Below are 14,684 nucleotides of genomic sequence, written 5' to 3' on the forward strand. Positions count from 1 at the left end.
GAACCGTGCGTGATGACTACGAAGAGATGGAGCCGCTCGGCACGGCCGAGGTGGCCCGGACCGCGGTGCGCGAGATCGGGCAGCTCACCGGCAAGTCGGCGTCCGGCATCACCGCACTGGAGGCCTGCGACGACGGCGGCTGGCGGGTCGAGGTCGAGGTGGTCGAGGATCGGCGCATCCCGTCGTCGGGCGATCTGCTCGCCGTGTACCGGGCCGACCTCACGCCCGACGGCGATCTGGCCGGGTTGCGCAGGATCAAGCAGTACCAACGCGGAAAGGGCGACGGCGATGCGCCCTAACCCGCAGTCCGGCCAGGTGCTGACCACGGGCCACGAACCGGCGAACCTCGGCGACATCCTGGAACGCGTGCTGGACAAGGGGATCGTCATCGTCGGCGACATCCGGGTCAGCCTGCTCGACATCGAGCTGCTCACCCTCAAGCTGCGCCTCGTCGTCGCCTCGGTCGACACCGCCCGGCAGATGGGCATCGACTGGTGGGAGCACGACCCGTGGCTGACCTCGAAGGCCCGCGAGCCGCTCGCGCCCGGCGCCGCCCGCAAGGCCATCGAGGAGGACCCCGATGGGTGAGTGGCTGCACGCCGTGGCCCGCGGCCTCGATCCCGGCCCGGTGCAAGGCCTCGCCGGGATCGCGGGCGCCCCCGTGCGCGCGGTCGCCGGCGAAGGTCTCGCCGCCGTCGTCAGCCCGGTCGAGCTCGACGAGGAGGCCCTGCGCGCGAACCTGGAGAACCTGGAGTGGCTGGACCGCACCGCCCGCGCCCACCACGGCGTGGTGGCCGCCCTCGCCGAGCGGCACGCGGTCGTCCCGGCCCAGCTGGCCACCGTGTACCGCGACGACGACGGCCTGCGCGCCATGCTCCGCGAGCGCCGGGCCGACCTCGAAGCCGTCCTGGACCGCGTCGGCGGCCGCGCGGAGTGGGGCGTCAAGATGTACGCCGAGCTCGCCCCGGAGCCGCCCGCCACCACATCCGACCGGCCCGGCACCGCGTACCTGAACCGCCGCCGGGCCCAGGACGACCGGCGCAAGCGCGCGCACGACGACGCCGAGGCGACCGACAAGGCCCTCGCCGAACGGGCCGCCGCCGCCCGCCGCCTCACCGGGCGGCCCGAGCCGATGCTGCTCAACGCCGCCTACCTGGTCGACCGGGCCGCCGCCGAGGACTTCGCCGGGCTGGTCGCCGAGGAGGCGGCCCGCCACGACGACCTGCGCCTCGAACTGACCGGTCCCTGGCCGCCCTACTCGTTCACCGCGTCATGACCACCACGCAGCCCGTCGCCCTGGTCGACCTCCTGGACCGCGTCCTGGCGACCGGGGTCGTGGTCTCGGGCGAGCTCACCATCTCCATCGCCGGGGTCGACCTGGTGTACGTCTCGCTGCGGGCGCTGCTCGCGTCGGCCGGCACGGTGGCGCCGCGATGACCCGGCCGCAGCGCATCGAGGTCGACCGGGACTCGGTCGAGCGGGGCTTCGCGGGTCTCGTGCTGACCGTCGTGGAGCTGCTGCGCCAGCTCATGGAGCGCCAGGCGCTGCGCCGCATCGACGCCGGCGGGCTCAGCGACGAACAGGTCGAGGAGATCGGAGCCACCCTCATGGCCCTGGAGGAGAAGATGACCGAGCTGCGCGAGCACTTCGGCCTCGAACCCGCCGACCTCAATCTGGACCTGGGCCCACTCGGGCCGCTGCTGCCCGGCCCGGACGAGCGGGCGTGACCCCCTCGGCCGCGGCGACCGCGAGGCCCTGCAGCGGCGCACTGGTCAGGCTGTCGAGCACGACGTAGCGCGGCCGCCACAGCGGCTGATACTTGTCGTTGAAGTGCCACAGCGTCTCCATCTGGGTCCGCCCGCCGACGCGCCGCAGGATCCGCTGCTGTACCTCACTGAGCCGCCCGCTGCCGCGCTCGCCCGCGAGCACCCCGCGCAGCACCGCGAAGTTCAGCCCCAGCCCCCAGTCACCCCGGGCCTGCAGGTGCAGGATCGTCTCGATGATGAGGAAGTCGGTCAGGCCGTTCGGCACGTCCTCGGCGGTGCTGCGCCGCATCACGTCCAGCGACCAGCCGGCGATGTCGGCGGCCGGGATCCACTGGATGAAGCCCGCCGGGCGCCCGTCCGGCCCGTAGGCGACCGACAGCAGCAGCCCGGTGTCGGCCGGCTCGAACAGCCGCGACAACGTCATCGAGAAGCCGCGCTCCTCGCCGCCCTGGCGGCTCTGCGTGGCCAGGTCCAGCAGCTCGGCCACGAGTGCGGCCGGCAGCGTGGCCGGGTCGTGGAAGCGGACCGTGTAGCCGCCCTTGCGCACCCGGTTGTACGCGCCCCGCAGCGACTTCATCGCCCGCCCCTCCAGCGTGAACGCGGAGCAGTCGACGATCGCCTCGTCGCCGAGGTACACCGGGTGCGTCCCGGCGGTGCGGTACACCGGCAGCCACGACTCGGCCGCGCCGACCACCGTCACCGGCCAGCCCTGCCCGTCGGCGAACGCGACGAACTGGGCCCAGGCCTCGGCGTGCTGCTCCGGCGGGCCGATCGGGTCGGGCGAGACGAGGCAGACGCCCTCGCGCACGTCGTAGGCGACCACGCAGTCGCCGGTGAAGTACCACTCCTTGTCGGCGCGCAGGGCGAAGTACCCGAGGGTGTCCCCGCCGTGCTCGGCCACGATCCGCCGGGCCCGTTCGAGGTCGGCGCGGTGGTCGGCCGCGCTCGGGCGGCGGCCCAGCCGCGGGCGCAGCAGCAGCCAGCCGCCGAGCAGCAGCACGCTCAGCCCGGTCGCGAACAGCATCGGCGCGATGAGCGGCGACGTGTTCGGCAGCGGCCCGCCGCGCCCGGCGAGCATCTCGGCGATCGCCTCCGCCTTGTGCCCGCGCCTCCCGCGGACGCCGGTCCCGGCGACCAGGGCGGTGGACAGCCCGATGGTCAGCACCGCGCCGACGCCGAGCACGTACGCGGCCCGGCGCGCCTGGTGATGGTCGGGCCGGGCCGGGAACGCGCTGCGCTGCTTGGCCAGCCAGCCGGCGACGGCCAGGGCGACCACCGCCTCCTCGACGTCGAGGCCCTTGAGCAGGTGCAGCAGGGCGCTGCCGGCCAGCAGGCAGACCGCCACGAGCCAGGCCAGCCGGCGGCCGCGGTGCAGGCCCCAGGCGACGAGCAGCAGCGCGGCGCTGACGAACACGACCGCGGTCCCGGCGGCCTGCGGCGCGGCGACCGGCAGCACGTCCAGCAGCGCGGCGAGCCGGCCCCGCAGCGGGGCGGTGACGGCCGAGGCCACGCCGAGCACGGCGACCGCGGCGACCAGCCCGGCCGCGGCCGCCCGCACCCGCGCCGCCCGGGCCCGGGCCGCGAGCAGGTCCTGCTGCAGCGGCCAGGCCGTGCAGCCCGGCAGGGTCGCGACCACCTCCGGCGCGACCGGCAGGGCGGGCACCCGGCGCATCGCGATCCGCTCCAGCCAGGTGGCGTCCCCGGCCGGCGACTCGGCCACCACGAGCCGCACCCGCACCTCCCGGTCGACGTCGAGCTCGACCCAGCAGCGGCGCAGCACGGCGTCGAACACCGGCGGCAGGAACCAGTGGGCGCGGCGCTGCTCGACCTGGCGGGTGCCCGACCCGGTGTTGGCGTAGAAGCCGCCCTCGACCGCGGCGACCTCGGGCTGATGGGTGTGCCCGGTGATGAGCCCGGCCACGGTACCGTCGCCGCACAGCGCGGCCGCCGCCGCCTTGGGAATGGCGTTGAGGCTGCTGCCGCGCGGTCCGAACCGGCTGCCCGCCATCGCCGAGTAGACGGTCCGCGAGGTCAGCACCGCGAGGGCGAACAGCAGCAGCGCCTGGGCGAGCAGGCCCAGCGCGATGAGCGTGGTCCACCGCTCGATCTGCGGCAGCAGCACGGTGAGCAGGATCGGCAGCCCCAGCCACCACACGTGCTTGCCGAGCCGGCGGTACACCAGCCGCGACGCGATGTACCGCCCGATCGCGTTCGGATCGGCCAGCCCGCCGATGTCGGCCAGCAGCGGCGTGCGCCGGGCCTCGGGCAGCACCTCCTGCACGATGTGCTGGCCGAGCGGCGAGTCCAGCGGGTTGCGCGGGTCGGTGAACCGGTTCGCCGGGTCGAACGCGTGCCCGTGCTCGACCCGCACCACCCGCTCCCCGGCCGGCGTGGCCAGCACGAGATCGGCGGCCAGCGCGCACCAGGCGCCGAGACGGGCGGTGAGCACGTCGGCGGAGACGCCGTCCCAGGCGATCGGGGCGTCGTGGTTGCCCACGATCACGACGACGTCCCGGCCCGGCTCGGCGGCGAAGTGCCCGATCGCGGCGGCCAGCCGGGGATGGGCGTCAAGAGCCTCGGCGACGGTACTGCCCGGCTCGCCCCACAGTTCGAACGTGTCCCCGTTGAACACCAGGGCGCCGGGGCCGGACCAGCGCTCCAGGCGCGCGACGAGATCCCGCTCCATCTGCGCGCTCGCCTCCGTGGCGCGCGGCCCGAGGTGCAGGTCGCTGCAGACCAGTACCGTCGCATCCGCCTTGACCTTGACGATCATCCGGTCGGGCATGCCCTCGCTCATCGGGCCGCCTCCAGGACGCGGTGCGCGGAGTTCGTGGCCAGCACGGCGGCGGCCGCGACGGCGGCGAGCAGGGCCAGCACGGCGGCGGGCTCCCAGCCGGCGCGGACCGTCTCGCCGAACAGTGCCACGCCGACCGCGGAGGGCGCGACGACCTCGACGACCCAGAGCACCGCGGTCACCCGGGACGGGTCGCCCGCCTCGAGGGAGCGCGCGTAGAGCAGCGCCCCGGCCACCGCGAACACCGCCAGGGCCCACACGGCCGGGTCGGTGGCGAGGGCGAGGAGCCATTTCGGCCGGACCGGACTGGGCGGCACCGCGACGGCCTGGACGGCCAGCGCGGCACCGCCGAACCCCAGCCCGGCCACTGCCGCACAGGCTGCGGCCCGGCCCGATCGGGCCATGGCGTATCCGAGGGCCGCGACCGCGGCGGCGGCCGCCAGGAGGCCGGCGCGCAGGGCGACGGAGGCGTGCACCGGCGGCAGCGGCCCCGAGCTGACCGCGAGCACGACCAGCGCGGCGACGATCGCGGCGACCGCCACCCCGTCGACCCGGCGCAGCCGGACCCCGAGGAAGAACCGGGCGGCGACCACGGTCACCGCGAGCGAGGCGGCCAGGACCGCCTGCACCTGGTACACGGGCAGGGTGCGCAGGGCCACCACGGACAGCAGCCACGCGAGCAGGTCCAGGGCCACGCCGGCGACGTACCACGGCTGGCGCACGACCCGCATGAGGCTCGCGGCCTTCTTGGCCCCGGTCGCCTGCAGCAGCGAGCTCAGGCCGTAGAGCACCGCGGCGAGGGCCGCGCATCCGAGGGCCGCAAGCCGGCCAACCGCCATCCCGCACCTCCGCGCCGTCCCGAGCGTCGGTGTCTACCCAGGCGGTGGTGCGGTACACGCGGGCGGTGGAAAAACAAAAAGCAAGGAGCCATCGCTCCCTGCCACTTTTAACATATAGCAGGCTGGGGGGCTTGCGGCAAGACCCGGGTCGCGCTGCAGAATCGTCGGCTCGGAGGTGTTGCTGTGAGCGTGCAGTACGTGGTGGGGCTGGATGCGGTCGACGGTTCGCGGGGCGCGGACGTCGGGGGCAAGGGCGCGAATCTGGGGGAGCTGCGGCGGATCGAGGGCATCCGTGTGCCCGGCGGTTTTTGCGTGACGACGGCCGCGTTCCGCCTGATGCTGGCCGGTGGCCTGGCGACCGGCGCGGATCGGCGGCGGGCCATTGAGGCCACCCCGATTCCGGAGGAGGTCGCGGCGGCGATCACGGCGACGGTGGACCCGGGCGCGGCCTACGCGGTGCGGTCGAGTGCGACGGCCGAGGACCTGCCGACGGCCTCGTTCGCCGGGCAGCAGGACTCCTACCTGAACGTGACCGGTCCGGACGCCGTGCTGGAGCACGTGCGGCGCTGCTGGGGTTCGCTGTTCACGGATCGGGCGGTGGCGTACCGGCGGCAGCAGGGGATCGACGATCGGACGGTACACATGGCGGTGGTGGTGCAGCGGATGGTCGACGCGCACTCGGCCGGCGTCATGTTCACCGCCGACCCCGTCACCGGCAACCGCCGGGTGACCAATGTGGACGCGGTGCTCGGCCTCGGCGAGGACCTCGTCTCCGGCCGGGTCACGCCAGACGTGTACCAGGTCCGCGACGGGGCGATCGTCGCCAGCTCGGTCGCGGGTGAGCGCCCGGCGCTCAGCGACGAGCAGGTGGTCGCGCTGGAGCGGCTCGGCCGGCGGATCGAGGCGCACTTCGGCCGCCCGCAGGACATCGAGTGGTGCCTGGACGGCGATGGCTTCCAGATCGTGCAGAGCCGGCCGATCACCACGCTGTTCCCGGTGCCGGCGCGGGCCGACTCCAACAATCACGTGTACCTCTCGGTCGGCCACCAGCAGATGATGACCGAGGCGATGCGGCCGCTCGGCATCTCCTTCTGGCAGATGACGACGCCGGTCCCGATGGCGGTGGCCGGGGGCCGGCTGTTCGTCGACGTCACCGCGCGGGTGGCCGATCCGGCGAGCCGGGCCGCACTCGTGGACCTCATCGGCAAGGGCGACCCGCTGACCGGCGACGCGCTGCGGAGCGTGCTCGACCGCGATTTCATTCCGACGGTACCGGCCGAGGTTCCGCCACCGCCCATCGCCGGAGGAGCGCCGGACCCGATCGACCCCGACCCGGCCGTCGTGGCCGAACTGATCGCGGCGAGCGAGGCCTCCGTCGCCGCCGCGGCGCGCGAGATCCGCACGAAGTCGGGGGAGGCGCTGCTCGACTTCATCCGGGCCGACCTGCAGGAGCTGCGGCGGCTGCTGTTCGACCGGCGCAGCCACCAGGTGTTCATGTCGGCCATGGAGGCGACGTGGTGGCTGAACGAGCGGCTGGAGATTTGGCTGGGGGAGAAGAACGCGGCGGACGTGCTCACGCAGTCGGTACCGCACAACATCACCTCGGAGATGGGCCTGGACCTGCTCGACGTGGCCGACGCGATCCGCCCGCACCCGGAGGTGGTGGCCTTCCTCGAGGCCTCGGGCCCGCTCGACGAACTGCCGAAGGTGCCCGGCGGTGCCGAGGCGCGCGACGCGATCGAGGGCTGGCTCGACCGGTACGGCATGCGCTGCATCGGCGAGATCGACATCACCCGCCCGCGGTGGCGGGAACAGCCGTCGATGCTCGTCCCGCTCATCCTTGGCAACGTCCGCAACTTCGCCCCGGGGGAGAGCCGGCGCCGCTTCGAGCAGGGCCGCCTCGAAGCGCTCGAATGGGAGCGCGTGCTGCTGGAGCGGCTGCGGGCGCTCGCGGACGGTGCGGCCAAGGCCGAGGAGACCAAGCGGAAAATCGACCTGGTGCGGACCTTCATCGGCTACCGCGAGTACCCGAAGTACGGCATGATCAGCCGCTACTTCCTCTACAAGCAGGCGCTGCTGGGCCTCGGGCTGCCCGAGCCGGAGGACATCTATTTCCTGGAGTTCGACGAGCTGTACGACGTGGTGCGCACCGGCCGCGTCGACGACGAGCTCGTCCGCCGGCGCCGCGAGGAGTTCCGGACCTTCGAGGGGCTGCGCTCGCCGCGGGTGCTCACCTCGGACGGCGAGACCATCACCGGCTCGTACCGGCGCGACGACGTGCCGGCCGGGGCGCTCACCGGGCTGCCGGTCTCGGCCGGGACCGTCGAGGGCCGGGCCCGCGTCATCCTCGACATGACGCAGGCCGACCTGGCACCGGGCGACATCCTCGTCACGCCGCACACCGACCCGAGCTGGACGCCGCTGTTCGTGGCCGCCGCCGGACTGGTGACGGAGGTGGGCGGGCTGATGACGCACGGCGCGGTGATCGCGCGCGAGTACGGCCTGCCCGCCGTCGTCGGCGTGGTCGACGCGACCCGCCTGATCCGCGACGGCGAGCGGATTCGGGTACACGGCACCGAGGGGTACGTCGAGCTGCTCTCCTGACCCCGTTGGCCCGGCGGCCCTCCTTGATCGCGGCGGCGGTACAAGTCATCATGTGATTACTTGTGCACGGTGGACCCTGCGGCGAGCGGAGAGGAGGGCGCCGTGGCCATGCCCACACCGCGCCGGCGGGATGCGGCCGCCACCCGGCGGGCGCTGCTCGAGGCCGGGCGGAAACGGTTCACGCGGCTCGGCTACGAGCGCACCACGCTGCGTGACATCGCCGCGGACGCCGGGGTGAACCTGGCGCTGATCAAGCGGTACTTCGGCTCGAAGGAGGGCCTGCTCAAGGCCGCTCTCGAGGACGCACCCCGGTTCGGCGACGAGGCCCGGGACCGCACGGCCGTGGCGGACGCGCTCGCCCACCAGCTCTCCCGGGAGGCGTGGCCGGACTTCGACGAGCATCCGGTGCTCATGCTGCTGCGCGTCTCCGGCGACGCCCAGGTGGACAGCCTGCGGCGCAAGGCGCTGCTCGACTTCAGCCACAAGGTGCTGCAGGCCACCGGCGCCCCGGCGGACGAACGGCTGCTGGAGGCGCAGATGGTGGTGGCACTGGGCGTCGGCATCGCGGTGGTCCGCTCGGCCGTCGGCTTGCAGCCGTTGCGCGACGCGACCGCGGAGGAGCTGCGCGCGCCGTTGACCGCGATCCTCGACGCGCTGCTGCCCGTGCGCGAATAGTCAGTCGTCGAACTCGACGCCGCGCTCCTCGGCGAGGCCGACGACGGCGCGCATGCGCTCGGGATCGTTGGCCACGGCGGCCATGAGCGCGCCGAGCTGTTCCAGGGCCGGGCGGTCCTCGCCGTAGGCGCAGAACATGCCGCCCTCCGGGTCGTACTTGAACCGGCCGTCGAGGTCGGGCGCCTCGGTGGCGACGAGCAGCTGGGCCACGCCTTCCCAGAAGTACCCGTTCGGCTCGTGCCCGAGCTCGTCCACCACCACGTCGGCGGGGGCCGAGCCGGCGTTCAGCAGCAGCGAGAAGTTCCCCGGTCGCGTCTCAACGATCTTCAGCGGCGTCACGAGCACATCCTAGAGGCGGCTCGCGCGGCCTTGCTCGTGCCGGTGAAGCCGGCCAGCCAGTCGCGCAGGTCGCCGTCCGGGACCGGGACGCCCGTGTCGGCCAGGAGCTCGACGAGGGTGAACAGGCCCGCCCGGGAGCGGTCGAGGGTGGGCAGCAGGGCCGCCAGGATCGCGGCCACGTCCACCGATGGCAGCGGGCGGAGGGCGTCGGCCCAGCGCTGGAGCGGCACCGCGGGAGCCAGCCAGGCCATCGCCGCGCCCAGGTCGGCCGGGGCGAGCCGGTCCGGGACGAGGTCGAGGACGGCGTCGGTGCCGGCGACGCGGTCGGTGAGGCGGGGCGCGCCGAGCATGGCCGCCATCAGGAGACGGGCGATCGGCGGCAGCGGGGCGTGCGCCGACTGTGCGGTGAAGCCGCCGAAGGTGCCGTCCGGCCATTGGAGCAGCGCGAGCGCGGCGGGCAGGTCGAGGTTGGCCGGCCAGGTGGTGGCGAGCCAGGGGCCCCAGACCGGGTAGAGGTACTGGTCGCGGTGGTCGTCGATGGTGCCCAGGGCGACGGTGGGCAGCAGCGGGCCGGGATCCGCCGGTGGCCAGGAGCCGATCGCCTTGAAGCCGATGGTGCCGTCCAGCAACAATCGCGGCTCCAGGGCGGGTCGCTGCTGGGCCGCCGCGATCGCATACGGGACGTCGGCTCCTTTTGCGGCCGGGGCGGGGCCGCCGAGGGCGTGCCGCAGGGCCGCGCCGAACGGGCCGGGTACGTCGGCGGCGAGCGCCGGGCCGAACGAGGCCGGGTCAGGGCCCAGCCGCAGCAGCGCCGCCACCGCGTCGGCCGGGTGGAGGTCCACAGTGGACAGGCGGCGGACGAGCTCGGGCGGGTCGATCCAGCCGCCCGCGTGGGTCGGTTCGGCCAGTGGGGTGAAGGGGGTGCCGGCCAGCAGCGCGTCGGCGATCTCGCGGGCGCGGGCGGCCAGGAGGCCCGCCTTGAACGGGACCTTCGCGTCGCGGAACCGGCGCTGCCCGGCCGCCGCGGCGAGGACCTGGCCGATCACCGAGAGCGCCTCGGCCGCGACGGGATCCGCGGCCGCGCGGCGGACTGCGCGTCTGGCGACCCCGCCCATGCGCTCGGGATTCGCGCCCAGACGCGCACATGCGCACAGGACGCGCTCGGCGAGCTCGGCGTCCTCGGGGTGCTCGACCAGGATCGCGGCGGCCTCGGCGAGCTCGGCGGGGTCGGTGATGGGCACGAGCGGTACCAATGCGGCGGTTTGCACGAATGCGCGCTCGATCGGCTGTGCGGTGCTCGTCGGCACGGTCCGGCCGAGCAGTTTCGCCGCCGCCGCGCGCACGTCGGCGTTCGGGTGGTCGAGGGCGGCGGGCGCGAGCGGGGCGCCGCCGAGCTTCAACGCCTTGAGGGCCACCGCCTTGCCGGGGGCGTGCACGGCCGCCGCGAGATTGGGGGCGTCGAACGGCGATGTTCGCAACGCGTCCAGACCGAGCATCACGACCGGGCCGATCCCGGAGCGCAGCAGCAGGTCGTAGGCCGGCTGCCGGGCCGCGATCTCGGCCGCCGACGGGGCCAGTGCGCGGTGCAGGCCGACGAACCAGCCCGCGCGGTAGCCCGACGTCGCGCGGGCCAGGGCGGCCAGGGTCGCGTCGAGCACGCGCGAGCGGTCGGCCCGGCCGGCGGCGATCACGTCGAGGACTGCCTCGTGCCAGGTGCTGCCCGGCCAGCCCGGATCGCGGTCGGCACCGGTGAGGCTCGCGGCGCGGTCGCGGTCGGCCTCGAACAGGCGCCAGAAGACCTTGTCGAACAGGTCGGGGTCGGCGAGCAGGCGGTCGGCGGTGCGGGCGGTCGCGTCCGGGGCCGGCCCCGTGTACGCGTCGGACCAGCGGGCGGCGTCGACGAACGCGCCGACGACGGCGAGCACGTAGTCGTCGTCGGGCGGCAGGTCCACCAGGCCGCGCCGCTCCAGCTCGCGGACGGCGACCCAGGCCCAGCCGCGGTACCCCGCCCCGGCCATCATCCGCACCGCGTGCTCGGCGGAGGCCTGCAGGAACCGCCGGCCGCGGGCGGTGGCGACGCGAATCTCGTCGTCGTCGCGCGGGATGCGATCGGCCGGCGGCTCGACCGCGACCAGGCACAGCTTGAGCCGCTTGCGGTCCCGGCCGGTCAGCTCCGGGCCGCTGCCCTGCCGGCGGATCCGGTACTCGATGTCGGCGGTGAAGGCGGCCTCGACCTGGCGGTGGAGGTCGGCCCGGGCCGCCGCGTCGAGACCGGACAGCGCCGGGACGACGGCCTCGTCGGGCGCGGCGAGCAGGTCCGGGAGGTGCACCATCAGCGGACGGTGGTGCAGCGCTGGGGCCGGCGGAACCAGTCCGCGTCGAGGTCGAGCCCGGTGAGCGCGGCGACGGTGGCCATCGCGGTCGGCCAGTCGCGCATCGCGCCGCGATCGGGGCGGGCGTCCAGCTCGATGAGCGCGCCCAGGTGGTCGTTCAGCGCGTCCGGGTCGGTGCCCGTCCGGTCGTCCGGGCGCAGGGTGTCGAGCTCGGTGACGACCTCGCCGTCGAGCGCGTAGAACAGGGTGTTCCAGTTGTTGATGCCCCAGAACACGCCGTGCACGGCCGCGTTGTGCGCGAGCCGGCGCATCATGGGCGCTTCCGCGCAGATGGCCGCGTAGTCGAGCAGCATCACGGCGTCGCCGCGCTGTTCGACGTACACGACGTCGTCCTCGTAGCGCACGTCGACCGGGCGGACCGTCGTCACCGTGTCCGGGTCGCCGCCGACCAGGCGGATCGCGTCCTCGGCGGTGAGCGTCCGGCCATGTGCGCGCACGACCGTCCAGCCCAGGTTCTCGCCGATGCACCAATCCGCGGCGTCCAGCTGCTCGAACATGTCCAGGTAGTGGTCGATCTGTTCCGGGGTGGGCCCAGTCATGGCGCGATCGTAATGGCGGTGAGGCGCGCGGCGAGGTCCCTGGCCGCCTCGCGCAGTTCGGCCGGTTCCAGGATCTGGGTTTCGAAGCCCAACCGCGCCACGTGTACGGCGATGGCGTCGAGCCGATCCGCCCCCGACACGAGCACGCACCATTCGCCGCCGTCGTCCTCGACCCGCCCGACCTGCGGCGGCACCAGCTCCCGGACCCGGTCGGCCGGGGCGCGCAACCGCACCCGCGCGACGTGGCGGTACGGCGACTCGGTCACCGCCCGCTGTACGAACGCGGCCGGATCCGGATGTTCGCGGGCCCGGAAGCGCCACCCGGTCGCGGCGACGTCGCGCATGCGGTCGAGGCGGAAGGTTCGCCAGTCGTCGCGGTCCAGGTCCCAGCCCATGAGGTACCACCGCCGCCCGGTCGTGACGAGCCGGACCGGTTCGACCGTGCGTTCCGCGTCGGCCCCGGCGTAGCGGAAGCGCACGCGCACCTGGTCGCGGCAGGCCCGGGCGAGGGTCACGAGCACCTCGGCGTCGATCTCGACGCCCGGCCCGATCAGGGTGTCGGTGGCCCCGTGCACGGCCCGCACCTCGGCCCGCAGCCGCGGCGGCATCACCTGGTCGAGCTTGGCCAGGGCCCGCAGCGCCGCCTCGCCCGCCCCGGCCACCGTGCCGGCGGAGGCCATCCGCAGCGAGACCGCGGTCGCGATCGCCTCCTCGTCGTCGAGCAGCAGCGGCGGCAGCCGGGTGCCGGCGCCGAGCTGATACCCGCCGCCGACCCCGCCGGTGGCGTGGACCGGGTACCCGAGCGCGCGCAGCCGCTCGACGTCGCGGCGCACCGACCGGTCGGTCACGCCGAGCTCCGCGGCCAGCTCCGCCGCCGTCCACGAGGCCCGGCGCTGCAACAGGGCGAGGAGGCGCAACACCCGTTCGGCGGTCACGGACCCGATCATTCCACGAATCCCGGACCGCTCCTGTCCGCGATTGGGGTAAGACTGCTGGCATGACGACGACGCGAACCGTGCAGATCACGTTCGACTGCGCCGACCCGGCCGCGCTGGCCGCCTTCTGGATCGAGGCGCTCGGGTACAAGCTGGCGGATCCGCCGCCCGGCTTCGACACCTGGGAGGCGGCCCTGGACGCGATGGGCGTGCCGGCCGAGGAGCGCAACCGGGCCTCGGCGATCGTGGACCCGGCGGGCACCGGCCCGCGCGTGTTCTTCCAGCGCGTCCCGGAGGGCAAGACCGTCAAGAACCGCGTCCACCTCGACGTCCGCGCCGCGGCCGGGCTGCAGGGCGAGGGCCGGATGGCCGCTCTGCAGCAGGAGGCGGAGCGGCTGACCGGCGTCGGCGGCACCCAACTGGCCCGCTTCGAGCCCGAGCCGCCGCTGAGGTTCGGCCACATCGTGATGGCCGACCCCGAGGGCAACGAGTTCTGCCTGGACTGAAACGTGCGTGCTGCCCGGCACGGGGGTCCGGGCAGCACGCGCCAAACTCAGCCGGCCGGGTTGAAGGGGATGCCGGTGGGCTTCGAGGCGGTCAGCAGCGGCACGAACCGGCCGTCGTTGATCTTGATGGTGGCCGAGCCGAAGTCGGCCGTCATCAGGCGGTCGCGCAGCGCCGTGCTGGGGTAGCCGTCCCAGCCGACCAGGGCCGGGTACCGCCAGGTGTGGTAGTGGTTCTCCGGCGGCTCGTCGTTGGAGTTGGCGAGCCGGAAGAAGTGGGTCGACACGCCGTCCTTGTGGTAGACGGTCTTCGGGTGCGTCCCGTCGAACCGGACCTGCGAGCGCGCGTACGTCACCTGACTGGAGTGCTGGGTCGTCGTCACGTACTCGACCTGGTTGGTCGACTGGTTCACCCAGGAGATGACGTGCTCCCAGTCGTGCCGGTGGCCGCCGATGCTCAGGCCCGGGATGGCCTGGTCCTTCTCGAAGTAGCTGGCGTAGACGATCGCGCACCAGCCGTTGTTGCACTTCGAGCGGGAGTACGTCTGCGACTTGTCCAGGTCGGACTGGTCCCGGCAGTTGCCGTTGAGGGCGCCGGTCGGGTTCAGGCCGGCGTTGAGGGTGCCGCTGGGGCTGATGGCGGCCACGGCGTAGCAGCCGTCGGTGTCGTAGTCGTACGCGGGGGAGAACGACTGCTCGTAGCCGTTGGCGTTCTGCGGGAGGTTGGGCAGCGAGTCGGCGTAGGCCGCCGTCGCGGGCAGCAGGATCCCGAGCGCGGCCGCGCCGGCCACGATCCAGGACAGGGCGCGACGACGCCTCGGCTTTGACGCGTGTTCCAAGGCAAACCCTTCAGTGGTGACGTTCGTAGGACTCCGCAAATATCGACGTAGCTGAGTATGCGGCGCGACCGGGATCATGTGAACATCCCGTGACCGGAGTGGGTATCGTTCGCGTGTGACGCTGATCGATGACCTGCGGTTCCGGTCCGACATCGACGGGGATCTGCATCTTGTACTGCCCGCCGGCCACCCCGGCGCCGGCTGGACCGTCACCGTCGTCATGGCCGACGGCGGGCGGCTGGAGGCGGACCCCGAGGGCCCGGGCACGTTCTCGTACTACGGCCACCACGCGCGCTGGTGGTGGGTCGAGCGGCGGGGAGCCGCGCACGTCGAGGTCGTCGCCCCGGACGGCACGGAGGCCGTGCTCCACCACGAACGGCTCATCTGGCCGGCCCGGACCTGCCCGGCCTGCGAACCGGCCCAGCTCGCCGAATAGCGAGTGATCGGCCGATCGGACA

At 73.9% G+C, this 14,684-nt stretch carries 16 protein-coding genes; 9 read left to right on the forward strand and 7 right to left on the reverse strand.

Annotation, left to right across the window (positions count from 1 at the left end; all coding sequences use genetic code 11):
• Positions 1-5: 5 nt before the first annotated feature.
• The 5 genes from gvpO to ACQP00_RS18855 are packed head-to-tail and all read left to right on the forward strand — an operon-like array spanning position 6 to position 1,727.
• Positions 6-299, forward strand: coding sequence for a gas vesicle protein GvpO (gene gvpO, locus ACQP00_RS18835; RefSeq protein ID WP_433220812.1), 294 nt, complete (start codon positions 6-8; stop codon positions 297-299).
• The gene (gene gvpJ / locus ACQP00_RS18840) at positions 289-588 is read left to right on the forward strand and encodes a gas vesicle protein GvpJ (protein WP_433220814.1); all 300 of its coding nucleotides are present in this window, start codon (positions 289-291) and stop codon (positions 586-588) included. The genes gvpO and gvpJ overlap by 11 nt, the downstream gene beginning before the upstream one ends.
• Positions 581-1,276, forward strand: coding sequence for a GvpL/GvpF family gas vesicle protein (locus ACQP00_RS18845; RefSeq protein WP_433220816.1), 696 nt, complete (start codon positions 581-583; stop codon positions 1,274-1,276). Before gvpJ ends, ACQP00_RS18845 begins: the two co-directional genes overlap by 8 nt.
• A complete protein-coding gene (locus ACQP00_RS18850; protein ID WP_433220818.1) occupies positions 1,273-1,437 on the forward strand; it encodes a gas vesicle protein in 165 nt (54 codons plus the stop codon). The genes ACQP00_RS18845 and ACQP00_RS18850 overlap by 4 nt, the downstream gene beginning before the upstream one ends.
• Positions 1,434-1,727 (forward strand): gas vesicle protein K, encoded by a 294-nt coding sequence (locus tag ACQP00_RS18855; protein WP_433220820.1) that lies wholly within the window; start codon positions 1,434-1,436, stop codon positions 1,725-1,727. Before ACQP00_RS18850 ends, ACQP00_RS18855 begins: the two co-directional genes overlap by 4 nt.
• Here the strand turns inward: ACQP00_RS18855 and ACQP00_RS18860 are convergent.
• Positions 1,669-4,563 carry a phosphatidylglycerol lysyltransferase domain-containing protein gene (locus tag ACQP00_RS18860; RefSeq protein ID WP_433220822.1) on the reverse strand — a complete coding sequence of 965 codons (2,895 nt, stop codon included), beginning with the start codon at positions 4,561-4,563 and terminating at the stop codon, positions 1,669-1,671. The genes ACQP00_RS18855 and ACQP00_RS18860 overlap by 59 nt on opposite strands.
• Positions 4,560-5,399, reverse strand: a complete 840-nt coding sequence (locus ACQP00_RS18865) for a hypothetical protein (RefSeq protein WP_433220824.1) — start codon at positions 5,397-5,399, stop codon at positions 4,560-4,562. Before ACQP00_RS18865 ends, ACQP00_RS18860 begins: the two co-directional genes overlap by 4 nt.
• A gap of 183 nt (positions 5,400-5,582) precedes the next feature.
• On the opposite strand from ACQP00_RS18865, the gene rph reads away from it, so the two are divergent.
• Positions 5,583-8,003 (forward strand): rifamycin-inactivating phosphotransferase, encoded by a 2,421-nt coding sequence (gene rph, locus ACQP00_RS18870; protein ID WP_433220826.1) that lies wholly within the window; start codon positions 5,583-5,585, stop codon positions 8,001-8,003.
• Between the two features lie 108 nt (positions 8,004-8,111).
• Positions 8,112-8,678 carry a TetR family transcriptional regulator gene (locus ACQP00_RS18875; protein ID WP_433223890.1) on the forward strand — a complete coding sequence of 189 codons (567 nt, stop codon included), beginning with the start codon at positions 8,112-8,114 and terminating at the stop codon, positions 8,676-8,678.
• On the opposite strand, the gene ACQP00_RS18880 is transcribed toward ACQP00_RS18875, so the two are convergent.
• Genes ACQP00_RS18880 through ACQP00_RS18895 form a run of 4 tightly spaced genes read right to left on the reverse strand, consistent with a single transcriptional unit; the run spans position 8,679 to position 12,884 of the window.
• The gene (locus ACQP00_RS18880; protein ID WP_433220828.1) at positions 8,679-9,017 is read right to left on the reverse strand and encodes an Imm51 family immunity protein; all 339 of its coding nucleotides are present in this window, start codon (positions 9,015-9,017) and stop codon (positions 8,679-8,681) included.
• Positions 9,014-11,350, reverse strand: a complete 2,337-nt coding sequence (locus ACQP00_RS18885) for a DUF6493 family protein (protein ID WP_433220830.1) — start codon at positions 11,348-11,350, stop codon at positions 9,014-9,016. The genes ACQP00_RS18880 and ACQP00_RS18885 overlap by 4 nt, the downstream gene beginning before the upstream one ends.
• Positions 11,350-11,949, reverse strand: a complete 600-nt coding sequence (locus ACQP00_RS18890) for a DUF6461 domain-containing protein (protein WP_433220832.1) — start codon at positions 11,947-11,949, stop codon at positions 11,350-11,352. Before ACQP00_RS18890 ends, ACQP00_RS18885 begins: the two co-directional genes overlap by 1 nt.
• Positions 11,946-12,884: a helix-turn-helix transcriptional regulator gene (locus ACQP00_RS18895; RefSeq protein ID WP_433220834.1), complete on the reverse strand. Its 939-nt coding sequence runs from the start codon at positions 12,882-12,884 to the stop codon at positions 11,946-11,948. The genes ACQP00_RS18890 and ACQP00_RS18895 overlap by 4 nt, the downstream gene beginning before the upstream one ends.
• 62 nt (positions 12,885-12,946) lie before the next feature.
• On the opposite strand from ACQP00_RS18895, the gene ACQP00_RS18900 reads away from it, so the two are divergent.
• Positions 12,947-13,390 carry a VOC family protein gene (locus tag ACQP00_RS18900; RefSeq protein WP_433220836.1) on the forward strand — a complete coding sequence of 148 codons (444 nt, stop codon included), beginning with the start codon at positions 12,947-12,949 and terminating at the stop codon, positions 13,388-13,390.
• Between the two features lie 47 nt (positions 13,391-13,437).
• Here ACQP00_RS18900 and ACQP00_RS18905 read toward each other — a convergent pair whose 3' ends face one another.
• Positions 13,438-14,226, reverse strand: a complete 789-nt coding sequence (locus ACQP00_RS18905; protein WP_433220838.1) for an NPP1 family protein — start codon at positions 14,224-14,226, stop codon at positions 13,438-13,440.
• A gap of 115 nt (positions 14,227-14,341) precedes the next feature.
• Here ACQP00_RS18905 and ACQP00_RS18910 point away from each other — a divergent pair, with 115 nt between their 5' ends.
• A complete protein-coding gene (locus tag ACQP00_RS18910; RefSeq protein WP_433220840.1) occupies positions 14,342-14,662 on the forward strand; it encodes a hypothetical protein in 321 nt (106 codons plus the stop codon).
• The last annotated feature ends 22 nt before the right edge of the window (positions 14,663-14,684 follow it).

This window comes from Dactylosporangium sp. CS-047395 (assembly GCF_050942185.1).
Classification (GTDB): Bacteria; Actinomycetota; Actinomycetes; order Mycobacteriales; family Micromonosporaceae; genus Dactylosporangium.